The sequence below is a fragment of the Citricoccus sp. I39-566 genome (assembly GCF_031432995.1).
Taxonomy (GTDB): Bacteria; Actinomycetota; Actinomycetes; order Actinomycetales; family Micrococcaceae; genus Citricoccus; species Citricoccus nitrophenolicus_A.
This window is the reverse complement of sequence record NZ_CP133842.1, coordinates 1,372,757-1,397,695: the sequence shown is the minus strand read 5'-3', so window position 1 is coordinate 1,397,695 and position 24,939 is coordinate 1,372,757. Positions and strand designations below refer to the sequence as shown.

Annotated in this window: 23 protein-coding genes and 1 tRNA gene; 14 read left to right on the top strand and 10 right to left on the bottom strand. The window is 69.3% G+C overall.

Annotated elements, in window-relative coordinates:
- Positions 1-58 precede the first annotated feature (58 nt).
- Positions 59-583 (bottom strand): DUF3027 domain-containing protein, encoded by a 525-nt coding sequence (locus RE421_RS06495; RefSeq protein ID WP_309816135.1) that lies wholly within the window; start codon positions 581-583, stop codon positions 59-61.
- A complete protein-coding gene (locus RE421_RS06490) occupies positions 573-956 on the bottom strand; it encodes a cold shock domain-containing protein (protein WP_309816131.1) in 384 nt (127 codons plus the stop codon). Before RE421_RS06490 ends, RE421_RS06495 begins: the two co-directional genes overlap by 11 nt.
- 214 nt (positions 957-1,170) lie before the next feature.
- On the opposite strand from RE421_RS06490, the gene RE421_RS06485 reads away from it, so the two are divergent.
- The 7 genes from RE421_RS06485 to RE421_RS06455 all read left to right on the top strand — a co-directional run bounded on the left by RE421_RS06485 (position 1,171) and on the right by RE421_RS06455 (position 9,338).
- A complete protein-coding gene (locus RE421_RS06485) occupies positions 1,171-1,425 on the top strand; it encodes a hypothetical protein (protein WP_309816128.1) in 255 nt (84 codons plus the stop codon).
- An 11-nt stretch (positions 1,426-1,436) separates the two neighbouring features.
- Positions 1,437-3,773, top strand: a complete 2,337-nt coding sequence (locus RE421_RS06480; protein WP_309816125.1) for a helicase-associated domain-containing protein — start codon at positions 1,437-1,439, stop codon at positions 3,771-3,773.
- A gap of 27 nt (positions 3,774-3,800) precedes the next feature.
- Entirely contained in the window at positions 3,801-5,489 is a 1,689-nt protein-coding gene (locus RE421_RS06475) for a DNA repair helicase XPB (protein WP_309816121.1), read from the top strand.
- Positions 5,490-5,530: 41 nt separating this feature from the next.
- Positions 5,531-6,238 (top strand): response regulator transcription factor, encoded by a 708-nt coding sequence (locus tag RE421_RS06470; protein WP_309816118.1) that lies wholly within the window; start codon positions 5,531-5,533, stop codon positions 6,236-6,238.
- Positions 6,239-6,283: 45 nt separating this feature from the next.
- Complete coding sequence (locus RE421_RS06465) at positions 6,284-7,927, top strand: HAMP domain-containing sensor histidine kinase (protein ID WP_309816116.1); 1,644 nt, start codon at positions 6,284-6,286, stop codon at positions 7,925-7,927.
- Positions 7,928-8,011: 84 nt separating this feature from the next.
- Positions 8,012-8,302 carry a WXG100 family type VII secretion target gene (locus tag RE421_RS06460; RefSeq protein ID WP_309816113.1) on the top strand — a complete coding sequence of 97 codons (291 nt, stop codon included), beginning with the start codon at positions 8,012-8,014 and terminating at the stop codon, positions 8,300-8,302.
- Positions 8,303-8,405: 103 nt separating this feature from the next.
- Positions 8,406-9,338 (top strand): DUF4031 domain-containing protein, encoded by a 933-nt coding sequence (locus RE421_RS06455; protein WP_309816110.1) that lies wholly within the window; start codon positions 8,406-8,408, stop codon positions 9,336-9,338.
- Positions 9,339-9,485: 147 nt separating this feature from the next.
- Here the strand turns inward: RE421_RS06455 and groL are convergent, their stop codons facing one another.
- The 3 genes from groL to RE421_RS06440 all read right to left on the bottom strand — a co-directional run bounded on the left by groL (position 9,486) and on the right by RE421_RS06440 (position 12,430).
- Positions 9,486-11,123 (bottom strand): chaperonin GroEL, encoded by a 1,638-nt coding sequence (groL, locus tag RE421_RS06450; RefSeq protein ID WP_309816107.1) that lies wholly within the window; start codon positions 11,121-11,123, stop codon positions 9,486-9,488.
- A 253-nt stretch (positions 11,124-11,376) separates the two neighbouring features.
- A complete protein-coding gene (locus tag RE421_RS06445; protein WP_309816104.1) occupies positions 11,377-12,045 on the bottom strand; it encodes a LytR C-terminal domain-containing protein in 669 nt (222 codons plus the stop codon).
- Between the two features lie 82 nt (positions 12,046-12,127).
- Entirely contained in the window at positions 12,128-12,430 is a 303-nt protein-coding gene (locus RE421_RS06440) for a DUF3263 domain-containing protein (protein WP_309816101.1), read from the bottom strand.
- Positions 12,431-12,531: 101 nt separating this feature from the next.
- Here RE421_RS06440 and RE421_RS06435 point away from each other — a divergent pair, with 101 nt between their 5' ends.
- Entirely contained in the window at positions 12,532-13,218 is a 687-nt protein-coding gene (locus RE421_RS06435; RefSeq protein WP_309816099.1) for a uracil-DNA glycosylase, read from the top strand.
- Here RE421_RS06435 and RE421_RS06430 read toward each other — a convergent pair.
- Together RE421_RS06430 and RE421_RS06425 are read right to left on the bottom strand one after the other, a co-directional pair.
- Complete coding sequence (locus RE421_RS06430) at positions 13,215-15,077, bottom strand: threonine/serine exporter family protein (RefSeq protein WP_309816095.1); 1,863 nt, start codon at positions 15,075-15,077, stop codon at positions 13,215-13,217. The two genes, RE421_RS06435 and RE421_RS06430, sit on opposite strands and share 4 nt — an antisense overlap.
- 106 nt (positions 15,078-15,183) lie before the next feature.
- Positions 15,184-15,260: transfer RNA gene (locus tag RE421_RS06425), tRNA-Val, on the bottom strand.
- A gap of 113 nt (positions 15,261-15,373) precedes the next feature.
- Between RE421_RS06425 and RE421_RS06420 the strand changes: the two genes are divergently transcribed.
- Positions 15,374-16,021 carry a thioredoxin domain-containing protein gene (locus tag RE421_RS06420; protein ID WP_309816092.1) on the top strand — a complete coding sequence of 216 codons (648 nt, stop codon included), beginning with the start codon at positions 15,374-15,376 and terminating at the stop codon, positions 16,019-16,021.
- Here RE421_RS06420 and RE421_RS06415 read toward each other — a convergent pair.
- From RE421_RS06415 to RE421_RS06405, 3 genes are all read right to left on the bottom strand, one after another.
- Positions 15,987-16,733: a TIGR02206 family membrane protein gene (locus tag RE421_RS06415; protein ID WP_309816085.1), complete on the bottom strand. Its 747-nt coding sequence runs from the start codon at positions 16,731-16,733 to the stop codon at positions 15,987-15,989. The two genes, RE421_RS06420 and RE421_RS06415, sit on opposite strands and share 35 nt — an antisense overlap.
- Positions 16,734-16,783: 50 nt before the next feature.
- Complete coding sequence (locus RE421_RS06410) at positions 16,784-18,634, bottom strand: SpoIID/LytB domain-containing protein (protein ID WP_309816081.1); 1,851 nt, start codon at positions 18,632-18,634, stop codon at positions 16,784-16,786.
- Positions 18,635-19,075: 441 nt separating this feature from the next.
- Positions 19,076-19,906, bottom strand: coding sequence for a hypothetical protein (locus RE421_RS06405; protein ID WP_309816078.1), 831 nt, complete (start codon positions 19,904-19,906; stop codon positions 19,076-19,078).
- A 472-nt stretch (positions 19,907-20,378) separates the two neighbouring features.
- Here RE421_RS06405 and RE421_RS06400 point away from each other — a divergent pair, with 472 nt between their 5' ends.
- From RE421_RS06400 to RE421_RS06380, 5 genes are all read left to right on the top strand, one after another.
- Positions 20,379-20,993 (top strand): recombinase family protein, encoded by a 615-nt coding sequence (locus tag RE421_RS06400; RefSeq protein ID WP_309816076.1) that lies wholly within the window; start codon positions 20,379-20,381, stop codon positions 20,991-20,993.
- Between the two features lie 511 nt (positions 20,994-21,504).
- The gene (locus RE421_RS06395; protein ID WP_309816073.1) at positions 21,505-22,401 is read left to right on the top strand and encodes a DUF6602 domain-containing protein; all 897 of its coding nucleotides are present in this window, start codon (positions 21,505-21,507) and stop codon (positions 22,399-22,401) included.
- A 468-nt stretch (positions 22,402-22,869) separates the two neighbouring features.
- On the top strand, positions 22,870-23,346 hold the full coding sequence (locus tag RE421_RS06390; protein WP_309816070.1) for a DUF4160 domain-containing protein: 477 nt from the start codon (positions 22,870-22,872) through the stop codon (positions 23,344-23,346).
- 142 nt (positions 23,347-23,488) lie between these two features.
- Entirely contained in the window at positions 23,489-23,977 is a 489-nt protein-coding gene (locus tag RE421_RS06385) for a hypothetical protein (protein ID WP_309816067.1), read from the top strand.
- Positions 23,978-24,435: 458 nt separating this feature from the next.
- Positions 24,436-24,780 carry a hypothetical protein gene (locus tag RE421_RS06380; RefSeq protein WP_309816063.1) on the top strand — a complete coding sequence of 115 codons (345 nt, stop codon included), beginning with the start codon at positions 24,436-24,438 and terminating at the stop codon, positions 24,778-24,780.
- Positions 24,781-24,939: the final 159 nt, after the last annotated feature.

Here is a 24,939-nt window from a genome sequence, read left to right as displayed (position 1 = left end):
CCTGGGTGCGCGGCCGTCGTCGTGAAGTGGGGGTGAAGTGAGGGTGGGGTCCGGACCGTCAGTCCTGCGGCTCGGCCGCGGCCTCGTCGTCCGCCTCGTCCGGGGCGTCCTCCTCTGCCTCGCCGCGGGCGCGGGCGACGGCCGCCTCCGGGTCCTCGCCGGCGGCGATGGCGTCCAGGCGGATCTTCTCCTCCTGGCTCACGCGCTCGGACCACGGCAGCCAGTCGGGGGCCAGGATCGCGTCCGTGCCGGGCAGTAGCCCGGTCTCGCACACGGTGACCACCTTGCTGCGCGGGGCGCGCGCCACGGTGGCGAACCACTCCCAGCCGCCGTACCCGGGCAGGGAGGCGGCGAAGCGGTGGGTGACCAGGCGGTCGTCGTCCGCCACGGCGCCCACATGGTCGCCGACCTGATCCGCCCCGGCCAGACCCTGCAGGGCGTCCCGGGCCTCGTCCACGGCGGCGGCCAGCACCTCGTCCAGCTTCGGGGTCCGCTTGCGGGGCGGGCGCGTGGGCTTCGGCGGGATCCGGAGGGCCCGGTCCGCGGACTGGACCTCGGCCTCGGTCTCGGTCTCAGGCTTCAAGTTCGTCGGCCACCTTGCGTAGGGCCATGGCGATCTTCTGGGCCTGGGCCTTCTGCGGGTACTTGCCCTTGCGCAGGCTGTTGGAGGCCACGTCCATCCACTTGATGAGGTCCTCCACCACCACGGCCATGTCCTGCGGCTTGCGGCGGGTCGCGCGGACCACGGAGGGGCCGTCATCCAGGATGCGGGCGCTCAGCGCCTGCGGGCCGCGGCGGCCCTCGGCCACCCCGAACTCCAGGCGGGTGCCGGCGCGGACCTCGGTGACGCCCGCGGGCAGGGCCGAGGAGGGCAGGTGGACCTCGTGGCCCTCATCCGTGTGGATGAAGCCGAACCCCTTGGTCGAGTCGTAGAACTTTACTTTGCCGGTGGGCATTGGCGATGTCCTTCTCTTTCTTCGGTGGCCCCTCCGGCCCCCGGCGTGCCCGTTCAGTGGCCGATGACCGTCTCGGTCGTCCCGGCTGCCGGGCCCTCGCTGCGGTGCCGCCCCCGCGGGGTGGTCCTGTCCTCGGACGTCGCGGTCCGGGCGGAAGGGAAAGTCTGTAACCCCCCAAGGATACCCCGTGGACCCCGGGAGTAGACTGGAGGTCATGTCTGCCCGTCCCCTCGCCGCCCCCGCCCCGCACAGCCCCGAGACCTCACTCTGGTTGCGGACCCTGCTGGTGGCCGGTGCAGCCCTGACCGTGGTGTCCTTCGCGGCCATGGTCCTGTTGCTGGTCTCCTACTTCCTCTCCGTCACGGCCTGGCCGGTCTTCTACTGGTTCGGCCTCTACGGACTTCCCCTCGGTTTCGCCCTGATGCTCGCCTACGTGGTGGCCAAGGCCGTGCTGAGGCGCCGCGCCTGATCCGGCGTCCGATGAGGGCCGCCACCCTGACGGACCACCTGGCGGGGTGGCCGGACGACCGGCTCGAGCGGCTGTTCGCGCTGAGGCCGGACCTGTGCCACCCGCCCGTCCCCGACTTTGCCGCCCTGGCCGCCCGCGCCAGCACGCAGATGTCCGTGCTGCGCGCCCTCGACGGCCTGAACCGGGCCCACCTGGACGTGCTGGAGGCCCTCGCCGTGCTGTCCCTGGTCCCCGGGACGCACGACGCCGGCCCGGCCGGTTCCGCAGTCCGGCTCGCCGCCTTCTTCCAGGACGCCGCCGTGGACACCGTCCAGGACCTGCTCGAGGACCTCGCCGAAGCCGCCCTCGTGGTGGGGCACGGCCCCGACTGGCAGCTGCCCGCACCCGTGGCCACCGCCCTGGGGCCCCACCCGCTGGCCTTCGGCCGCCCCGCAGCGGTCCTCGCGGACGGTGCGGGGGCCGGCACGGGCGACCTGGCAGATCTCCCCCGGGACCGCGCCGGTACCCTCAAGCTGCTGCGCCGGGCGTCCCGGGAGAACGTGGAGGCAGGGACGGAAGATCAGCAGGAGGACCTGCTGACCCGCGCCGCCGCCGCGCTCGAGGCCCTGCAGTCCTCCCCCGTGGCCCGCCTGCCGGAGCCGCCGGGGCCGGTCCACGATCTCCTGCTCCGCACCGGGCTCCTCGTCCGCCGTGACCGCCTCGGCGAGCACCCGCTCGAGGCGGGGCTCGCGTGGCGCGACGGCACCTCCGGCCGCCCCCTGGATCGCCGCCCGCCCCCGGCCACGGGGCGCCCCGTGCCCGGCGCGCTGTCCCGCAACGCTGCGCTGGCCGCCATCGGGGACCTGCTGCGCGCCTGCGCCACCCTCCTCGACGCGGTGACACCGGGACTGCCCACCCTGCGGTCCGGCGGGGTCGGCGTGCGGGAGCTGAAACGGCTCGCCGAGGCCACCGGCTCCTCCCCCGAGGACACGGCCTGGCTGCTGGAGCTGGTGGCCGCCGCCGGGCTGAGCGTGCTGGACCCGGACACCTCCACGTGGCGGCCGGACACCGCCGCGGTCCGGGACTGGCGCCGCAGCGACCGCCACGTGCAATGGGCCGCGCTGACCGCCGGCTGGCTCTCCAGCGGCCGCGCCCCGATGCTCGGGCCCCCGCCCGCCGAGTCCACGGGCGGCGCCGCCCGTGCCCTGGCCCCGGACCGCAATCGTCCGGACGCCCCCCGGTTGCGGGCCGCCCTGCTGGAGACCGCCCGCGACGTCTCCGCCGATCACCCGGGCTCCCCGCTGGACCCCGCCGTCGCCGAGCGGCAGCGCTGGCGGGCCCCCCGGCAGTCCGCCCGGACCGCCGGCTTCACCCCGGCCCTGCTGGCGGAGGCCGAGCGGCTGGGCCTGACCGGCGCCGGCGCCCTGACCGAGGCCGGCGCCCTCGTGGCCGCAGGGCACCTCGACCAGGCCGCGGCCGCCGTCGGGCAGGCCCTTCCCCCGGCCGTGACCACGGTGCGGCTGCAGGGGGACCTGACCGCCGTGGCGCCGGGCTACCTGGACCCGGAGGTGGACCGGCGGCTCGCGGGCATGGCCGAGGCGGAGGGGGACGGCGCGGCCCGCGTGTACCGCTTCTCCGATGCCTCCGTTCACCGTGCCCTGGACGCCGGGTCCACGGCCGCGGAGCTCGAGGCGTTCCTGGCCGGGCACTCGGACGACGAGGTCCCGCAGTCGTTGCGGTACCTGATCCGGGACGTCGCCCGGCGGCACGGCCTGCTCGCCGCCGGACCGGCGGGGGCCTGGCTGCGCTCCGAGGACCCCGGCCTGCTGGATGCGATCGTCGCGGACCCGGAGATGTCCGGGGCCCAGCTGGAACGGCTCGCGCCCACCGTGGTGGTGGCCGGCGTCGGGCCCCGGGAGCTGCATCGGCTGCTCGCCGCCGCCGGGCACCGGGCCGCCCTGCACCGGGCCGAGGACGAGGACGGCCCGCCGGCCGAGGGACGGCAGCGCGCCCGCCGCGCGGTGGCCGGGACCGAGGCCGGCGCCTTCCCCGAGCCCGTCCGGGCCGTGCGCTGGAGCCCCTCCGAGGAGGAGCTCGCCGCACAGATCGCCCGGCTGCGCTCCGCGCCGACGCCGGCCCCCACCGGGCCGGGCACCGAGGAGGCCGTGGCCGTGCTGCGCCAGGCCGCCGCCCGGCGGGCTCGGGTGGACCTGGTCACGGTGGACCAGCGGGGCCGGCGCCAGTCGCGGCGCGTGGTGCCGCTGGCGGTGGCCGGCGGCCGCGTGCGCTGCCTGGTCCCGGATCAGGACGCCGAGACGGTGGTGCCGCTGCACCGGGTGGTCTCGGCCGACGCCGTGCCAGTACCGTGAGGTGAGCCCCCAGCAAAGGAGTCCGCAGTGCCCGATGGCCCGTTGATCGTCCAGTCGGATCAGACCGTGTTGCTGGAGGTGGACCACCCGCAGGCCACCGAGGCCCGGCACGCCCTGGCCTCCTTCGCCGAGCTGGAGCGCGCCCCCGAACACGTGCACACCTACCGGATCACGAACCTCGGGCTGTGGAACGCGCGGGCCGCCGGCGTGGACGCCGAGCGGGTGCTGGACGTGCTGCTGACCTACTCGCGCTACCCCGTGCCGCACGCGCTGCTGATGGGCATCGATGACACGATGTCCCGGTACGGCCGGCTGCGCCTGGAGAACGATCCGGTGCACGGGCTGGTGATGCGCACGGACGACTACCCCGTGCTGGAGGAGGTCCTGCACGCCAAGAAGACCGCGGAGATGTTCGGCCCTCGCATCGACGGGCAGACCGTGGTGGTGCACGCGGCCAGCCGCGGCCAGCTCAAGCAGGCCCTGCTCAAGCTCGGCTGGCCCGCCGAGGACGCCGCCGGCTACGTGGACGGCACCCCCTACCCCGTCGGCCTCACCGAGGTGCCGCCGACCGGGGAGGCGCCCGACGGCGGCCCGGAGACTGCCTGGCAGCTGCGCCCCTACCAGCGCATGGCGGTGGAGAACTTCTGGGCCGGCGGCTCCGGCGTCGTGGTCCTGCCGTGCGGGGCGGGCAAGACCCTGGTGGGCGCCGGGGCGATGGCCACGGCGAACGCCACCACCCTGATCCTGGTGACCAACACGGTCTCCGCGCGGCAGTGGAAGGCGGAGCTGCTGAAGCGCACCACGTTGACGGAGGCGGAGATCGGCGAGTACTCGGGCTCGGTCAAGGAGGTGCGACCGGTGACGATCGCCACCTACCAGGTGCTGACCCTCAAGCGCGGCGGGATCTACCCGCACCTGGAGCTGGTCAACGGGCACGACTGGGGGCTGATCATCTATGACGAGGTGCACCTGCTGCCGGCCCCCATCTTCCGGATGACGGCAGACCTGCAGGCCAGGCGCCGGCTCGGGCTGACCGCCACCCTCGTGCGGGAGGACGGGCGGGAGTCCGAGGTGTTCTCCCTGATCGGGCCCAAGCGGTACGACGCCCCCTGGAAGGACATCGAGGCCCAGGGCTACATCGCCCCCGCCGAGTGCGTGGAGGTCAGGGTGGAGCTGCCGCGGGACGAGCGGGTGGCCTACGCGATGGCCGAGGACGCGGACAAGTACCGGCTGTGCTCCTCCTCCGAGGTGAAGCTGGACGTGGTCCGCTCGCTCGTGGCCCGCCATCCGGGCGAGCAGGTGCTGGTGATCGGGCAGTACCTGGACCAGCTGGCCGAGCTCGGTGAGCTGTTGGGCGCCCCCGTGCTGACCGGGTCCACGTCCGTGGTCGAGCGGCAGCGACTCTTCGACGAGTTCCGGGCCGGGCAGATCGAGGTGCTCGTGGTGTCCAAGGTGGCGAACTTTTCGATCGACCTGCCGGAGGCCTCCGTGGCCGTCCAGGTCTCCGGCTCCTACGGGTCCCGGCAGGAGGAGGCCCAGCGGCTGGGCCGGCTGCTGCGGCCCAAGGAGGACGGGAAGTCGGCGCACTTCTACACCGTGGTGTCCCGGGACACCCTGGACCAGGAGTACGCGCAACGGCGCCAGCGGTTCCTGGCCGAGCAGGGGTACGCCTACACGATCATGGACGCCGGGGACCTGGCCAGCCCGTCCAGTTGACGTACAGGAAACGCCCAGCGGACGGGTGGACGATGGAGACCATGAAGTCTAAGGAACCCGAAGCCAAGCTGCTGGTCGTCGACGATGAGCCGAACATCCGCGAGCTGCTCTCCACCTCCCTGCGGTTCGCCGGTTTCGAGGTGGTGGCGGCCGCCAACGGCCGCGATGCGCTGGCGGCCGTCGAGAAGGAGCAACCGGACCTCGCCGTGCTGGACGTCATGCTCCCGGACATGGACGGCTTCACGGTGACCCGCAAGTTGCGCGCCGCAGGCCGCCACTTCCCCGTGCTGTTCCTCACGGCCCGGGATGACACGGATGACAAGGTCACCGGCCTGACCGTGGGCGGGGACGACTACGTCACCAAGCCGTTCTCCCTGGACGAGGTGGTGGCCCGCATCCGCGCCGTGCTGCGCCGCACCGCCCCCGCCGAGGGGGACGAGGCCATCCTGCGCGTGGACGACCTCGAGCTGGATGACGACGCCCACGAGGTCCGCCGTGCCGGCGAGGTGGTGGAGCTCTCCCCCACCGAGTTCAAGCTGCTGCGCTACCTGATGATGAACCCCAACCGGGTGCTCTCCAAGTCGCAGATCCTGGATCACGTCTGGGAGTACGACTTCAACGGGGACGCCTCGATCGTGGAGTCCTACATCTCCTACCTGCGCCGCAAGATCGACCGCCCGGACCTGCCGGACATGATCCAGACCAAGCGCGGGGTGGGGTACCTGCTGCGGTCGGCGGACAAGCGCTGACCCGGTCTTGTCCCTGACCTTGTCCCCCGCTCTGTTCCCGGCCGCATGACTGCCGCCGTGAACCACCACGGGCGCTTCCGACCCTTCAGCGAGCTGGCGCGGTTGTGGAAGACCTCGTCCCTGCGGACGCAGCTGGTGGTGATGACCACCGGGCTGATGCTCCTGGCCGTGATCGTCACCGCCGCCCTGACCGCCTCGCTCTTCCGGCAGGAGCTGGTGCGGCAGATCGACGAGGACCTCCACGTCAACCGGAACAACGTCTCCCGGTACCTGACGAGCCTCGGCACCAACATCGACTTCTTCTCCTCGCCGCAGTCCATCCTGCGCTTCTACGGCGAGCTGCAGGACAACGAGGGCACCACCACCACCAACTCCTCCTTCGCCGGGGCCAACGAGGACCGGCCGGTGATCCCGGCCCTGGACGCCGAGGAGGTCCTGGAGCGCGACAACGACGCCTTCGAGGTCCAGGGGACCACCGCGGACTCCCGCGGCTGGCGGGTGCGGATGTACCGGCTCGAGTCCGGCGAGGGCTCCCTGGCGATCGCCCTGCCCCTGGAACCCGTGCACGACTCGGTGGACCGGGTGACGTCCCTCGTGGCCACCATCGGCCTGCTGGCCACGGCCGGCGCCTCTGTGATCGCCTACGGCGTGACCACCCGGGCCTTCAAACCGCTGCTGCGGGTGGAGCGCACCGCGGCGCAGATCGCCGCCGGGGACCTGTCCCGGCGCGTGGAGATGGGCGCGCCAGACACCGAGGTCGGGCGGCTCTCCCGCTCCCTGAACGCCATGCTGGCACACATCGAGATCGCCTTCCGGTCCAAGGAGCAGTCCGAGGAGAAGATGCGCCGGTTCATCCAGGACGCCTCCCATGAGCTGCGCACCCCGCTGGTCACCATCCGCGGATTCTCCGAGCTCTACCGCCACGGCGGGATCTCCGACCCGGACGATGTCGGCGCCGCCATGGGCCGGATCGAGGGTGAGGCCAAGCGTATGGGCCAGCTCGTGGAGGACCTGCTCACCCTCGCCCGGCTGGACGAACAGCGGCCCCTGGAGCACCGGCCCGTAGACCTGATGCTGCTGGCGAACGACGCCGTGCTGGATGCCCGCGTGAACGCCGCGGACCGCGAGGTCCGGCTCGAGGGGCTCGACGGCGGCCGGCCCGGTTCCGCTCCCACGGTCGGGGACGAGGGCAAGCTCCGCCAGGTCGTCGCGAACCTGGTGACCAACGCCCTGCGGTACACGCCGGAGGGCACGCCGCTGGAGGTCGCCGTCGGCACCGTGGACGTGCTGCCCGGCTCCGTCCACGCCGACGGCCGGCAGGTCCACGGCTCCCGGGACTCGGTCATCGAGATCCGGGACCACGGGCCGGGCATCGACGAGGAGGACGCCAATCGCGTCTTCGAGCGCTTCTACCGGGCCGACTCCTCCCGCCAGCGCGAGACCGGCGGGACCGGACTGGGGCTGGCCATCGTGGCCGCCATCGTGGCCCAGCACGGCGGCATCGTGCGGCTGGAGCAGACGCCGGGGGGCGGGGCCACCATGTCCGTCCGGCTGCCATGGGTGGAGCAGGCGGCCGAGGATGAGGCGGGGGACGACGACGCGGCCGAGGACACCTCGACCGGGCCCATCGCCATCCCGCCGCGTCCTCCACAGCCGCCGACCGCCGGCGCGTCCTCCCCAGAGGGGTAACTGCGACCGGTGGGGCCCGGGCGACCTGCCTAGCGTGGGAGGTGCCGGGGACCACCGGCGCACCCACGCCCCTCAGGAGAGATCATGGCACTCGTCCACATCGACACCGAAGACCTCATGGCCAAGAGCCAGGCCGTGGAGTCCTCCATCGGCCGACTGCAGACGGAGGTGAACGCCATGGAGGCCAACCTCCGCCAGCTGCAGGACACGTGGCGCGGCCAGGCCGCGAACAACTTCCAGACCGTCCTCACGGAGTGGCGCACCACCCAGGCCCGCGTGGAGGAGTCGCTGGTGTCCATCCGCGGCGCCATGACCCACGCGGCCCAGCAGTACCTGGAGGCCGAGACCGCCAACGCCTCCATGTTCCGAGGCTGAGCCCTCTAACTGCAGGTCGATGGATGACGCGGATCGGGAGAAGATCACCGGATCCAGGTCATCCATCGACCTGTAGATGAGACGGGGTAGCTAGTCTGGCAGCATGACGGTCCTGATCGATCCGGCGCGGTGGCCGGCCCACGGCACCGTGTTCTCCCACTTGGTCTCGGATTGCTCCCTCGAGGAGCTGCACGGCTTCGCGGAGGCCGCAGGCATCTCGCCCCGCGCCTTCGACGGGGACCACTACGACGTCCCGGTGGAGCGCTACCGCGAGCTTGTGGCCCTCGGCGCCGAGGAGGTCAGCGGGGCCGAGCTGGTCCGCCGCCTGGTGGCCTCGGGGCTGCGCATCCCCGCCGCCCAGCGTCCCGGCAAGCTGGACAAGATCCTCACCCAACGCTTCAACCGGCTGTTCCCCGGTACCTCCCCGCTCGAGCGGGAGCCCGTGGTGGCAGACCTGCTGACGCGGTGGTCCGAGCCGCACCGCCACTACCACGACCGATCCCACCTGCTGGCCGTCCTCAAAGGCATCGACCTGCTCGTGCGGCACGGCGAGGACTGCGGGCGGTGGACGCGCAGCGTGAAGCTGGCGGCCTGGTTCCACGACGCCGTCTACCGCGGGGACCCGGCGCGGCCGGCGGGCCAGGACGAGGAGGACTCCGCCATCCTGGCCGAGCGCACCCTGGGCGACCTCGGCCTGCCGGACGCGGAGATCGCCGAGACGGCCCGGCTGGTGCGGATGACCGTCACGCACGCCCCGGACCCGGAGGACCGCGCCGCCGCCGTCCTCTCCGACGCCGACCTCGAGGTCCTCGGCCGCGGCCGGGGCGACTACGCCCGCTACCTGGCCGCCGTCCGGGACGACTTCGCGCACGTGCCGGACGCCGACTTCGCGGCCGGCCGGGCCGCCGTCGTGCGGTCCCTGCTGGAGACCCGCCCGCTGTACCGGACCGCCACCGGGGCCCGACTCTGGGAGCGCGCGGCCCGACGGAACCTCTCCACCGAGCTCCACTCGGCGTCCCACCACTGGACCCGCTGACCCCTGACCTCCCGCGCGTTTTGAGGGCAATCCCCACCGGTGGGGATTGCCCTCAAAACGCGCGGGAGGGGTGGAGCACGGAAGGCCCGGCCCCCGCGAGGGGACCGGGCCTTCTGTCAGAGCTGGGCGCTCAGGTGATCGGGTGGATCACATCATGCCGCCCATGCCACCCATGCCGCCCATGTCGTCGCCACCCGGCATGGCCGGAGCCGGCTCGGGCTTGTCGGCCACGACGGCCTCGGTGGTGAGGAACAGGCCGGCGATCGAGGCGGCGTTCTGCAGGGCAGAGCGGGTCACCTTGACCGGGTCGTTGACGCCGGCGGCCAGCAGGTCCTCGTAGTCGCCGGTGGCGGCGTTGAGGCCCTGGCCGTCGGGCAGGGAGCGGACCTTGGCGGCCACGACGCCCGGCTCCAGGCCGGCGTTGAAGGCGATCTGCTTCATCGGCGCCTCGATGGCCACCTTGACGATGTTGGCACCGGTGGCCTCGTCGCCCTCGAGGGAGAGCTTGCCGAAGGCCTTGGCACCGGCCTGGGTCAGGGCCACGCCGCCGCCGGCGACGATGCCCTCCTCCACGGCCGCCTTGGCGTTGCGCACGGCGTCCTCGATGCGGTGCTTGCGCTCCTTGAGCTCCACCTCGGTGGCGGCACCGGCCTTGATGACGGCCACGCCGCCGGCCAGCTTGGCCAAGCGCTCCTGCAGCTTCTCGCGGTCGTAGTCCGAGTCGGTGTTCTCCATCTCGGCGCGGATCTGGGAAACCCGACCGGCGATCTGCTCGGCGTCGCCGGCACCCTCGACGATGGTGGTCTCGTCCTTGGTGATGACGACCTTGCGGGCGGTGCCCAGGGTCTCGATGCCGGCGTTCTCCAGGGTCAGGCCGACCTCCTCGGAGATGACCTGGCCACCGGTGAGGATGGCGATGTCAGCCAGCATGGCCTTGCGGCGGTCACCGAAGCCGGGGGCCTTGACGGCCACGGACTTGAAGGTGCCCTTGAGCTTGTTGACCACGAGGGTGGCCAGGGCCTCGCCCTCGACGTCCTCGGCGATGATCAGCAGGGACTTGCCGGACTGCATGATCTTCTCGAGAAGGGCGACCATGTCCTTCACGGTGGAGATCTTGGAGTTGACGATGAGGATGTAGGGATCCTCCAGCACCGTCTCCTGGCGCTCGGCGTCGGTGACGAAGTAGCCGGAGAGGTAGCCCTTGTCGAAGCGCATACCCTCGGTCAGCTCGAGCTCCAGGCCGAAGGTCTGGGACTCCTCGACGGTGACGACACCCTCCTTGCCGACCTTGTCCAGGGCCTCGGCGATGAGGGAGCCGATCTGGGAGTCGGCGGCGGAGATGGACGCGGTGGCCGCGATCTGCTCCTTGGTCTCGATCGGCTTGGCCGAGGCCACGAGCTCCTCGATGACGGCGGCGACGGCCTTCTCGATGCCGCGCTTCAGGGACAGCGGATCCGCACCGGCGGCCACGTTGCGCAGGCCTTCCTTCACGAGGGCCTGGGCCAACACGGTGGCGGTGGTGGTGCCGTCTCCGGCGACGTCGTCGGTCTTCTTGGCGACCTCCTTGACGAGCTCGGCGCCGATCTTCTCGTACGGATCCTCGAGCTCGATCTCCTTGGCGATGGAGACACCGTCGTTGGTGATGGTGGGGGCGCCCCACTTCTTCTCCAGCACCACGTTGCGGCCGCGGGGGCCGAGGGTGACCTTCACGGCGTCGGCGAGGGTGTTCAGGCCCCGCTCCAGGCCGCGGCGTGCCTCTTCGTCGAATGCAATGGTCTTGGCCATGTGTGCACTGTCCTTTCTGGACCTTGGCGTTGCTTGGCAGTGATCAACTGACCTGTGCAGTGCCCGCGACGGACGGCCCGGCAAAGGGCCTCACCACGTTCAGGTCTGCTCCGGGGACCGTGACCACCCGCATGCCTGCGGGCTTGGCAGTCACAACCTCGGAGTGCTAAGTCCATATTTAGCACTCGCACCCCCCGAGTGCAAACGGATTCCGTCCCCGGACGCCCGTTCAGCGAGGGGCCGAACCAGCGGCTCAGCCGGAGTAGTCCGCGTTCAGCACCACCGCGACGCCCGGGACGCGGGCGTCCTGGACCAGCGGGAGTCCCAGCTCGGCGGCCACGGCCTGCGCGGTGGTCTCGTTCTGGGAGTAGTACACCGCCGAGGACGGCACCGGAAATCCCTGCCAGTTACCGGATCCCACCACGGTGAAGCCGCTGGCGGACAGTCCTCCGGAGACCCGTCCGGCCAGCCCGCCGATCGAGGAGGCGTTGTAGACCTCCACGGGAGCGGAGGAGTCACCCGTGTCCGCGGCGGCGGTCTCCGGCTCCGTCGCGCTGGGCTCCGGTGACTCGGCGGCGGTCTCCGACTCCGTCGCGCCGGATTCCGGGGACTCGGGCGCCTCCGTCTCGCTCGCGACGGGCTCCGAGGTCTCCGGGTCGCTCGGTTCGGGGCTGATGGAGGAGCTGTCAGAGGACGCGGCGGGGGCGCTGGCCGATGAACCGGCATCGGAGGCACCGGAGGGCAGCAGGGACGGCAGGACCAGGAAGCAGAACGCCCCGACCACGAGGGCCAGGGCCGCCGCCACGGAGATGCCCACGAGGCCCGAGGGCCCGGCCGCCAGGGCGGGGTCCGCGCGGTGGGTCCCCTTGCGGCCGCTGTAGGCGGGCACATCGTCGAAGCGGTCGTGCGGATACTGGGTCATCGGCCACCATCACCAGGTTCTCGGCGTGTTCTCTGCATGGTCACGGGCTGGGCATGGACTCGTCCCCGCCAGGGGGCGGCGCTCAGGCCTCCTGCCGCCGGGCGCTGCGCGCACGGTGGCGGGTGGTCCGTAGTCTACGCAGTCTCTTGACCAGCATGGGCTGGTGCGCGAGCGCCTCCTCGCGGTCCAGCAGGCCGTTGAGCACCTGGTAGTAGGTGGTCGCGGAGAGCGCGAACCGGTCCCGGATGGCCTGGTCCTTGGCCCCGCCGTACTTCCACCACTGATTCTCGAAGTCGAGGATGTCCCGGTCGCGCTCGGACAGCCCGGCCGAGCCCTCGGACGGGGTCGTCGATCCGCCTGGCTCGGCGGCGTGCACTGCTGACATGGGGTGGTCCTTCCAACGCGATGACGTCCTGCACAGTCTACCGGCCGAAACTACACGAGTGTCATTCGCCCCCGCCGGATCCGGGCCGGTAGTCTGCCGCCGTGGACACCGAGCTGATCGCCCCCCTGGATCCCGGCTGGGAGCGCGCCCTGGCCTCGCAGCGCGAGGCCCTGGCCGGCGTCGGGCAGTCCATCACGGCCCGACGCGCGGGCGGCGAGCAGGTGCTGCCGGCGCCGGAGCACATCCTGCGGGCCTTCCGCCAGCCCTTCGACGACGTGCGGGTACTCATCCTGGGGCAGGACCCGTATCCCACGCCGGGCCATCCGATCGGGATGAGCTTCGCCGTGGACCGTCACGTCACCCCGCTGCCGCGCTCCCTGGCGAACATCTACCGGGAGCTGGAGTCGGACCTGGGTCTCCCGCCGGCGCCCCACGGGGACCTCTCGGCGTGGGCGGGGCAGGGCGTGCTGCTGCTCAACCGGGTGCTGACCGTGGCCGCGGGGCAGGCGGGCAGCCACCGGAACCTCGGCTGGGAGGCGATCACCGAGGCCGCGGTGGCGGCGCTGGCCTCCCGGGACGCCCCGCTGGTGGCGATCCTCTGGGGCGCCGACGCCCGGCAGCTGGCCCCGATGCTCCGGGCCCACGGCGGGGACCGGGTGGGACTGATCGAGTCGCCGCACCCCTCGCCGCTGTCCGCGTACCGGGGGTTCTTCGGCTCCCGGCCCTTCAGCCGCGCCAACGAGCTGCTGCGGCAGGCCGGGTCGGCCCCGGTCGACTGGCGGGTCTAGCGGCGGCCGATCCGGCGGCGCTCGTTGGCCTGGAAGGCCGTGGTGAACGGCCGGGCGATCGTGTCGCCCAGCACCACGCCGGCCGCGATGGCCATGATGGTGGCGGCCGCATTGAACAGGCCGATGATGCCCTCCATCATCATCCCGGAGTCCATGGCGATCTTGTACATGGAGCGGAAGATCGTCAGACCGGGCAACAGGAAGAGGATGGCCGGCACCGCGACCACCAGCTGCGGGGCGCCCATCCGCAGCGCCACATAGCGGCCGAGGGCGCCGATCGCCACGGCGGCGATGGCCGGGGACAGCCGTGAGCCGGTGCCCACGAACTGCGCGGCCACGTACACCCCGTAGCCGATGAGGGACACCACGGCCGTGGGCAGCAGCAGCCGCCACTCGGACTGTTCGAAGACGGAGTCCCAGATGGCGGCGGCGAACACCAGCAGCCCCAGCATCCACACGGGGTAGTTGGCCGAGGGCTCCTCCGCCAGGTCCAGCTCCCGCACCCCCAGCATCGCGGAGAACACGACGGCGGCCACGATCCCGGCGATCAGCGCGGCGAACACCAGGAAGGCGGAGACGAAACGCCCGGCCGCCGTGACCGGGAACCCGTTGATGGCGTCCTGCACGGCGGAGACGAAACGCCCCGAGGGCAGCAGCAGCATGATCCCGCCGGCCACCACGAGGGAGGGCGCCAGGGGGACGTCCAGGGTGTACAGCACCAGGGCGAGGACGGTGGCGATGAACCCGCCGGCCATGATCGAGAAGAACTCGGGGATCCGCGCCCGCCCCATCAAATCCACCACGGTCATCATCAACATCATGGACAGGAAGGCCACCCCGGCCCCCACCACGCCACCGCCGATGAACACCACGAAGGTGGCGGAGAACAACCCGGCGGCCACGGTGGTCAGCCAGCCCGGGAAGGGCTTGGGCTTGTGGCGGATGTCCGCCAGGGTCTGCTGGGCCTCATCGCGAGTCATCTCCCCGGCGGCCACCGCGGCCACCAGCCGGTGCAGCAGCGCCAGTCCGGCGTAGTTCTGGGACCAGGAGCGCACCACGCGGTGCAGCGAGTACGGGGTCTTGCCGCTGGGGGCGTAATTCAGGGCGATCGACTGGTTGGTGATGTCCACCTCGGTCTCGTGCACGCCGAACGCCTGCGTCACCACGATGATCGAGGTCTCCACCTCGAGGGCACCGGCCCCGAACCGGAACATGGTCTCTCCCAGCTTCAGCGCGAAGTCCAGGGTGGTCCGGGCGTCGGCGTCCGCGTTGCGGGTGGTCCGCAGATACGGGTTGGCGTACGGGCTGTCCGCGATCCGGTTGACGATCGAGAGCGCCTGGGTGGGCATCGGCTCGGAGTACATCATCCGCTTGAACGCGGAGCCGCCCGAGAAGCGCAGGCGCCCCTTCGCGGCCTTCTTCGGCGCGGCCGGTACGCCCACGGTGCCCACCGGCGCCGTGGCCGGGGTCTCCCCCGTGACCGGGCCGGACGGGGACAGCACGGACTGCGGCACGGGGTCCGAGGCCGGCGGCTCCGTCAACGGCGTATCGGTCAGCGGCGCGTCGTCCGCCGGGTCCTCGGTCTGGGGCACGACGGCGGCGTCCCCACCCGAGGCGTCCGGCCCGCCCAGCACGGTGGTCCCGGACTCCGTGCGGACCGGGTCGGCCACGCCGGCCGCCGGTCCCAGCGGGAAGTCGATGGCCGAGGTCGCGGCGTGGACGGAGCCTTCCACCCCGGACTCCGCGCTCTCAGGTTCTGCGACCTTGCGGGACGGTCTGATGATGGGGATCTCTGCCAGCTCGACCGGGGGCTCCTGGGCGTGGCGAGGTCCTGACCGGGTGTCGGTGTTCTCCTCCACCGCAGCTCCCTTCAACGCAGATCAGGGCACGGCACGGTGCCCCTCGAATACTGTACTGGTGCGTTAACGACTGAAAGGCCCAGAGTGGGCCCCTCAGGTCATGGAGTGGTGGATCTTACTGGACTCGAACCAGCGACCTCTCGCGTGTGAAGCGAACGCTCTAACCAACTGAGCTAAAGATCCAGCAGTGCCGGGGACCCCTGCCGACGCAGGCCCCAACAGCTATGAAAGCCTAGCAGAACCCTCGGCCAACAGGAAAATCGGGGCGATCTCACCGGACGCCTAGGATGGTGGGCATGCGCACCATCCTGTCCCGACTGGGAGCCTCCCTGGCCGTGGCCGCCGTAGCGGCCCTGACGCTGACCGGCTGCGCGGACGCGATCCGCAGCGCCGGGTCCGAGGGGGACCCCGATCCCTCGACCGCCCGCGAGGTCCAGATCTTCGAGGACTTCGCCTGCCCCCACTGCGCCGCCTTCCACGAGCAGTACGGCGGGATGGTGCATGGACTGGTGTCCGGCGGCGAGGCGGAGGTCGACTACCGGATCGTGGACTTCCTGGGCCGGGGTGATCCCGAGTCCTGGTCCACGCGCGCCGCCACGGCCTACTACTGCCTCGAGGACTCCCTCGGGGACGGGGAGGCCGCCGCCGGCACGCTTCACGGCTTCCAGTCCTGGCTCTTCGAGCAGGCCACCACCCAGCCTGCTGACGAGGCCCTCGTGGCCCGGGCCGGGCAGATGGCCGGCGGCGCCGGTCACGCCGAGGAGATCGGGCAGTGCATCACCGGCGACGGCGCCGCCGAGCGGATCGAGGCCGCCATGTCCGACTTCACGGACTTCGGCCTCCGCGGCGTCCCCTCGGTGTACTCCCCCGCCGAGAGCACGCTCTACCACCCCGAGGAGCACGGGGACCTCAAGTCCTGGCTGACAGCCTCCGAGACGCCGTAGCGACGGTCTCGGTGGCATAGTCGGCATCCCGGCTCACCGGGAACCGGCGGGAGACGGCGTAGCCGATCCACATCAGCGCCAGGGTGGCGGCGCAGGCGGCCAGCCAGTACAGCGGCTCGGGCAGGTCCCGCAGGAACGGCCGGTGCTTGAGGTAGAAGTAGTTGCCGTCCGTCAGCGCGTTGACGGCCAGCACCACCCCGAAGTAGGCGATGAACCAGCCATAGGCCCGCCAGAGTCCACGGACCGTGGGACGCCACCCGTAGGCGATCCCCGCGAAGAGGGGCACCAGGATGGTCACGGCGTGGCTGACCAGGAAGCTCCACCCCATGAGGTGGTCCATCGGCTGGATCCGTTGTGGGTAGAGGAACGTGGCGTAGGCGTAGAGCCCGAAGTAGAACCCCACCTCCAGCACGGCCCGGCGCCCGGTGACCAGGTACGCCACCAGGATCAGCGTGGTGACGCGGGAGATGTGCAGCGGCGCGGAGTCGCCCCAGTCCCAGCCGGCCACCGCGGCCTGGTACCAGTACAGCGCCAGCTGCTGGGCCAGGGCCAGCGCCAGGAACGCCCGGCGCAGCACGACGGCGTGGTCCCGCACCTGGCGGCGGAACACCCGCAGCAACGCCAGGGCCACCAGCACCGTACCCAGGGCCAGCACGTGGTCCACCCCGAACAGCGGGATATACGGGGCCAGTGGGTCCAGGAACGGGCTCATGGCCCCAGACTAGCCAGCCCGGATGGCCCCAGATCGGGCTGGAGCACGTCCTAACGCGGCGTCACGGAGACGATGAAGGAGCTCTTCAAGCCCAGCCGGGACCGGAACTGGTTGCCGGTGATCTGGGAGGTGGTGCCGTCCGAGGCGGTGGCGGTGATCCAGTCCGTGTAGCCGGAGTTCTTGTTCTGCGCGGTCTCTGTCACCGTGACCACGTTGGGCAGGCCGAAGGCCCCGGCCATCTGGCCCTGGGTCACGGACTGGGTCCAGGAGTTGTTGGGGTTGGGATCGGCCCCGCCGAGTTCCTCCCTCGTTCTCACGCTGTAGGGGTCGGACTTGCTCGTCAGGTACGGCACGGCGTTGCCCCACTGCTCCTGGGCGCCGCGGGTTCGCCCGGCGCTGGATGAGAAGTAGGTGGCGTCGGCCACGGAGCCGTTGTGGGTGAGGATCTGCTGCGAGGTCGCGCTAACGGCAGCCTTCCACTTCGCCCCGTCGAGGCCGTTGCCTTCGTTCTCCTTGGCCCAGCCGGTGAACTTCTGCGAACGGACGTCGTCATAGACGTGGCAGTCGCAGGCGGACTTCAGGGAGCCCATATTCCGCAGGGCATAGGAGCGGCCGGCCACGGTCTGCGCCTGCAGGGCGGCGGGCGCCCAGGAGGAGGGCATCTCGTCCACCCCGTAGAGGTACTCGTCATTCATGCGCAGCTCGTTGACCACGTTGAGCTGGCCGTCGTCGTTCAGCGTGACCTGGACGCGGCCGTGGCGCAGGACCAGGTCCGTGCTGGTGCCGTTGGCGTCGGGAACCGTGAGGGTGGAGGCGGCGCCCTTCCAGAACCGCGTTCCGGTCCACTCGAGGGCCACCGAACCGCTGCGCTTCGTGGTTCCGTCCGGCAGCGTCGCCACCACCTGATCGCCGTCCGCCGTGAACGTCACGGCACCGGCGGTCGCGGGCGCCTGCGTCGAGCCGGAGGCTATGACCCGGACCTGGCCCGAGCCGTCCACGGCGATCTTCTGCGTGGAGACGAGGTGCACGCGGATGTTCTCATTGACCCGGTTGGGGCCGTTCTGCACCACGGCGGGGCTGTAGTAGTGGTCCAGGATCTGGCCATACGTGCTTCCCCCGATGGCCATCGCCCGGGCCCCGTACTGGCTCATCCCCACTCCATGCCCCCAGCCGGAGCCGCTCACCGCGAAGGACACGGGGAACACCGTGGTGTCATAGCCCATCTCCCCGGCCACCTTCCAGATGAGCTGGGCGGCCTCCCCGCGGGAGATCGGCCGTCCGGGCCGGAACGTGTCGTCCGCGTAGCCCCGGCTGATGCTCTCGGACTTCATCCAGGCGATGTACTGCGCATAGGACGAATCCGCGGGGACATCTGAGAACGGCGCTGAGGTCGGCGCCGGGGCGTCGGCCTCCGCCACGCCGTAGAGGATCTTGGCCATCTCGCCGCGGGTGATGGATCGGTACGGCCGGAACGTCTCGTCGTCGTAGCCGTTGATGATGCCCTCGGTGGCCATCCACGCGATCGGCGTATAGGCGTACCAGTCCGGATCGTCGGGGATGTCCTTGAACGGTTGCTCTTCTGGCGGAGTGACGTCCGGATCGACGAGGCGGAACAGGAAGGCGGATGCCTCGGCACGGGCGATGTCGTCATTCACCCCGAAGGTGCCGTCGGACTCGCCTTCGGTGATCTCCTGCTGGATCATCCACGTGACCGCCTCGTGGAAGGTGTGGCTGGACGGGACGTCCGGGAAGGAGGAGGGGGTGGCCGCGTGTGCCGGAACAGCCGGACCCACCAGCGGGCCGGCACCCAGTACCAGCACGGCGGCCAGAAGCAGGACCAGGATCCGAGGCAGTTCGAAGGCTCGCGGTTCGGCGGCGGCGGGCACGGTGATGATGGGCACGGTTCTCCTCCGGGGAAGTCGTCGGAGACGTCCGGTCCACCGCCCTCGGCAGCGTCGGCGTCCCCACGTCCTAGTATGCGCCCGGCGACCGTCCGGCGGTCAGTTCCTGACGCCGCGGTCCCGGCCCGGCAGTGGAGCCCCCTGCCGGATTCGAACCGGTGCGGCGGATGTCAACCTGAAGGACCTCGAGCTCAACCCACAGTACGACCTGGCCCAGATGGTCGACACCTCCTCGGTGCTCGCTGTCACATCCCACTGGGTGCATACCGGCACCGCCCCCATCATTTTGGGCGACCCCATGCAGCGAACCGGTATCGAATTCCCGGAACCACCGGAGGCTAGGCTGCCGCTCGGCAGGGAACGCGACCTGTGCGCCCCGTCCGGGTGCGCCGGTCAGACGGAGCTTCCCCCTTCGGTAGCGGTGACCCGAGGGCTTAGCCCCTACCGATGCAGTTCCACCACACGGCGGCGCACCCAGTCCGCCGCCGCGGTCGTGTCCTGCACCGCGGCCGTCGCCCACTCCGGGACTGCCTCGGGCCGGTGACGGGTCGCCTTCCAGATGGCGAGCTCCCCCAAGTTCCACACCGCCGACCGCGACTCGGTACCGTCCGGCCAACGCATCCCGCACCGGATCCCGGTACCAGTGCGGGGGGCGGCCTCGACCCCCGGGGCCATAACCATGACGGTCTTGGCTTCGCACCACGCTGGGAGGAATTCTGACCATGGGTGGTTCACGTCCCGCAGGGGTGCTGCCCCGGCAATCCGGTACCGGCGGGCAGCCCCTACAGAGAACCGCGGCGGGTCGGACGCTTGCCAGTCCACTTCCGGCAGGTCTGGGTCGCTGGTCCGCCGCCACTCCTGGATCCTCTCCAGGTGCTCGACCACGGGACCGACCAAGCTCTCCAGTGCGCTCTGGGCGCGAGCCCGGCGGGATTCCGATCCGAGTATCTCAGTCACGGCGGACGTGTTGAACCATACGGTGGTCTTCCGATTGACGTACTGGATCGTCGCCTGGATGCTCTGGCCGCCCGGATCCAGCACCATCGTGCCGATCCTCCGGTTCCCGGTCCCCTTCGGTAGGACCAGGTCCACCAGAAGGTCCACTGTTAGCGGGCGCAATCGGCGGGGCACCCCGGCCAACCCCTGCGGCAACACGACGAGCCGGGCGTACGACACCTGGACGGTGGCTGGCCCCTGCGGGGTGAGCTGGGTATCAGGTTCGGACGGGGCGAGCAGGGCGGGCAGTTCGACCCTATCGACGTCCGGCTCCATGGACGCACCCTAACCCGCGAGGCCGTCGGGCACCGATGGTTGCCAGCCGGTCGCTCCATCGGCTCGATCGCGTGCTGCCGCGTCCGAAGAACCGGGCGGGTCGCTGCGTGATCAGTTTTGGCGTGATCAGTCGTGAGAACTTAGTGCGTACTCGCAATCGTGATATTCAGGAGCCGCGGGCAGCCGCCCTTCACCGGTTGCATCCGAGCCCGGCGTCTTATCCGCTGGGCCAGTGAATTGCGGCTCGGTTTCCACACACATAGTTCGTGTCACTTGGGGACCCCGGGGAGGCGGACCGGGTGGCCCACTGGTCGTCTTCAATAGGTTAGGAAGTCAACATGGGGTACACCTCAACCGCACGTCAGGAGGGCAAGTTCAAGAGTGTCAGAATAGGGTCTCGTTGGATATTTCTTGACATTCATGTCCGTGAGTCTTAGATGCCAACCTGACCGTTTCAACGATGGAGGTTCAGATGTCGGGTCAGCGGATCGGGTACGTGCGGGTCAGCACCCTGGACCAGAACGATCAACGCCAGCTTGAGGGCCAGGCCCTGGATCGGGTGTTCGCCGACAAAGCCTCCGGCCGGGATGCCAATCGCCCTGAGTTGGCCGAGCTACTTCGATTCTCCCGTGACGGAGACACCGTCGTGGTGCACAGCATGGACCGGTTGGCCCGGAACCTGGATGACCTGCGCTCCCTCGTCCGGACCCTCACCAGCAAGGGAGTGAGGGTCGAGTTCGCCAAGGAGCACCTGGTCTTCACCGGAGAGGACTCCCCGATGGCGAACCTCTTGCTCTCGGTCATGGGGGCCTTTGCCGAGTTTGAGCGGTCCCTCATCGGAGAACGTCAACGGGAGGGCATTGCCCTAGCCAAGCAGCGCGGTGCCTACAAGGGTCGCAAGAGGACCCTGAGCCCGGAGCAGGTGGCAGAGCTGGCCCGTCAGTCAGCGGCCGGCATCCCGAAATCCGAGCTCGCCCGCCAGTACGGGCTCAGCCGGGAAACGGTATACCAGTACCTGCGTCGACACACCGGGGGTGCAACGAAGCAGCCGGCCCCGTCTGTAACTGCCGGCCCTGCCGCCAGTTAGCGCTTCGAGAACACCGCCATTTGTCGCTGTGATTCACAACCTTCAGGTCAGGGTTCACGAAAGTGAGACTCACTCTGTTGCTGCGTAGTCCAAGCTGACACCCGTTTTCCGGGACAATGGGGGCAGGAGATCCGTGAAACCACCGGATCCCTTCCGGCCCACCACCCGGGCTTCCGGTCTAAGGATAGATTCTTGGGAGAGATGGGCTGGTGGTCATATAAGACCAACGACGAAAACTGCGGGCAGTGGACGTCGGGGCTGGCGCAGACGACATTAGGCTGACTGGCCTGTTCAAGCTTGTGTCACATAGCGCCCGCGACCGAGCAGGCAACCGGACGGGTGCTACGGGAACCTACACAAGACCTGATCCCGTTTGGGCAAGTCAGGAACGAGGGAGTCCGGTGAAGGTTCCCCGAACGGACGCCCCTCCGTATGTCCCTTGGCCTAGACCTGAGCTACCGATTGCTCATGACCTGCCATTGCCACCAGGATGAATCTGAGAGGAGTACGAATGACTACCCGATTTGAGGACTTGTTTGCGAGACTCGCGCGCGACGTGAGCGATGACTACGAAGAGGCGCGGAAGCACGCGCAGGATAAGGACCCGCAACAGAGTGGCCATGTCGGCGAGTCCACGTGGCAACAATTGATCTCGGAATGGGGGCCTGGCTGGACCGTCGTGACTCGCAAATACGTCGTCGGCCCTGGCGGGTCGACCAACGAGGTCGATGTCCTCGTTCTGAAGCCGGATTATCCCGCCAAGCTTCACAACCATTCAGCGATTCTCGTCAGCGGAGTCGCCGCTGCGTTCTCGTCCAAGACGACCTTGAAAAAGCCTCACATTCTGGAAGCCATAGAACAGAAGAAGCGGATCCTCGCAGTCGCTGAAAATCCCGAGGGTTCCGTGCGGCAGATCCTGTGCGGGCCCGTCCCGTTCGGCCTGCTTTGCCATTCGACAAACGTGCAACAAAACGCCGTTGACTTTGCCGAATCAATGCAGACGCTCTACGAGGAGGTGGCACACTCAGCCTCCGACAAAGCTGTGAACCATCCTCGAGAGGAACTCGATGCACTTCTCGTAGCGGACCGCGCTTTCTTGAGCACCTTCCGCATGTCGTACGCACCAACAGCTGGTTCACTTGAAAATCCCTGGGGGCCCTCTAGCAGTCTGAACCGATACTCCAAAGATGTGGAGCACCCCGGCGCTCCGCTCGCGCAGTTCGTTACATGGCTGCATAACCAGTGTTCACCTGAGAGTGACCATCCACTGACAGCACTTTCGAAAACCTTCGGAGCCGACGCTTCCAGCGGGTACCAGACGGCCTGGCCGATGAGCATCTATCCGCAGCGCTTTCTAGACAACCCTTCGTCTCTACGCAACGAATGGGGCTACACCCAGGTGTTCTAGCCGTAAATATACGAATGGCCTTGGGACTGGCGTCCGGTTCTGGAAAGGTTGGTATTGCCGCCCTTGGGTATACGGGCCCCTGGGCGCGCTGCCCACGATTGTCCCCTTTGAGGGTCCCTGGGTGATCCTGTTCCGGTTGGGCGGTTAGTCCGTTGCGGGCCCTGATACCTCTTCGGTCAGGACTGGGGTGTGCAACGTCCGGCTATGGGATCCCCATTCGGGAGCGAACCATCGCCCACATGTCCCTCGACACCCCTCCGAACGGGCGCCGTGAGCCGTTCCGCCTACGGGGCGGTCACCAGCAGTCCATCGTGGAGCTCCTCGGCGGCGTCGCGGAGCAGCGGACGTGAATATCTCCGGGCACTGACGCCGGGCCCGGAGGAGACGGCAGTTCGGGGCCGCTCGCTCATCAATTGTTAGCTGATCGCGACAAGGGGCAATCAAGTCTTCAGCTTGTAGATTGTACGGATGAAAGTTGACGACCTCACACCCTACGAGCGGGCGGGGAGGAACCTGGGCGAGCTCGCCGGGTGGGAGCTGGCAGAGGCCGAGGGTCGCCTTGAGGCCGAGGACGTTCTAGGGAGACTCGTCAACATGGCGTTGTACGAGTTCGGAGAGAACAGAGACGACTGGTCGATGGCCTTCGACGAAGAGGGGTTCCTTACCGCTTTAACTGCGGAGGGGAAGAGCTTCGATGGTGGCCTCAGCATTCACGTTTGGCCAAATGACCATCCGCCGCCACATGTTCACATTCTGAGAAAATCCGAGCCGGACAGTCAGAACCTGAAGATCAATCTTGAGACTGGTGAATCTGAGGGTGACCTACCGCCTTGGGCGAGTCAGAAGCAACTGAAGAGGATAAGAGCGCTCATCGACAAGCACCATTTGCTCTTCGCTGGCTGGTGGCAAAAGAATCATGGAGGCACTGTCACACTGCTCGTCTAAAGCTTTGATGACGGCCCGTCCACATTGGACCTGTCGCCGGCCTGCATGTCGTTCGTCCAGTAGAAGGCGTCATCGCCCAATCCTCAACCGGCTGTGGCGTCTAAATGTACCCAGCCTGCCGGCGGACGGATAACGTGGCGGCATGGCACACGATCACGAACACCCGCAGGACGTCTTCATTCAGGCCGACGGCTCGGAGGAGTACCGCGATCCGTGGGTGGTCACCGACAACGAAGTGCTCGCCACAGCCCACTCTGGCTGCGTCTGTGTTCACGAGGGTGCGACGCTCGAACTCGCGAGCACGGGTCAGCTGTCCGGATCGCTCACGCTGCAGGCGGGTAGTTCTGTGCGCATCGTCGGGCAGCACTCGGGGTCGCTTCACGTAGGGCCGGAGTCTGTGGTGGACGTCGTGGGCAGTCAGAGCGGGTCCGTGCACGTCGCGCACGCAGGATTAGTGAGGGTCCACCCTGGTGGCATGTTGGCCGGGTCGCTGCACGTTGCGGGGCTGATCGAGAACCGTGGGACTCGAGGCGGTTCCGTACATATGAGCGGTGGAGCGATCCAAGACCTGGAAGACGCATCTGTGAAGGAGCCAACACGACGAGGTGGCGAGAACTACTACAGCTGGTGACGACGGCGGGTGGCGCACCATGCAACCAGGCCGGACACCGATGCAGAACTTTTCCGAGAAGAGGACTGGCCGCATGCGCAGGGGGTGATCCATCGACTCGGTACGCGGGCCGGCTCGTGGGCGAGGTCGCGAGCGGTCCGGCTGCCATGGCGCGTATAGTGACCATCCTTCGCGACATCGAATCGCCGTCACGGATTTCTAGCCGAAGCGAGACGCGCTGCCATCGGCGTGACGATGAGTCAAATGGAAGACATCCCGGGTGAGGATCCCCTGGCGGGCACGAGTCGTCTCACATGGTGCCGTTGGCGGCCTGAGCGATCGCGCACCGTGGGCAGTTCGTCCTAGGGGCGTGCGGCGTATGGTGCTTCTACGCTCACTGCATGGGGTAGAACATGACGGTGAGATGGCTCAATAGGTGGTTCGGCTCGGACGTACCGGACTGGCCGCAGGATTCCGGCTTGGACCCGTTCCGCGAAGCGGTGTGGCGGTTATCGCTCGACGGGCAGACCCGCGGGTGGGTGACGACATCGGTCATGCCCATGCGGTCCTTCCCGTTCTTCTGGGACAAGCAGGAACAGATGTGGACCCAGGTGCATTGGACCGATGGCCGGCACGAGTACTGCGAAGAAGACTACGGCCCCGACTGGTACGTAGTGCAGGAACTCCGTGGCGGGCATTTCTCCACATGGGACCCTTCAGCCGATCACGACGTCAACTTCGACGCGACCGTCCTCACCGGCACCGAACGAGACCACCTCTGGACACAGCTGGCCCACGGTCTCGAGCCTTCCAGCCGGAACTAAGTCGACACCCACGCGTACGTCCGTGCGCCTTGTACGCAGCAAGGGCCCCGCATCAGGATCCCCGATCGGGCGCGTCGTGTTGAATGGGGGGAATGGATATTCGCCCCTTCACCGACGCCGACTTGCGTGTGTTGTGCTCGCGCTGGAGGACGCCCGGTG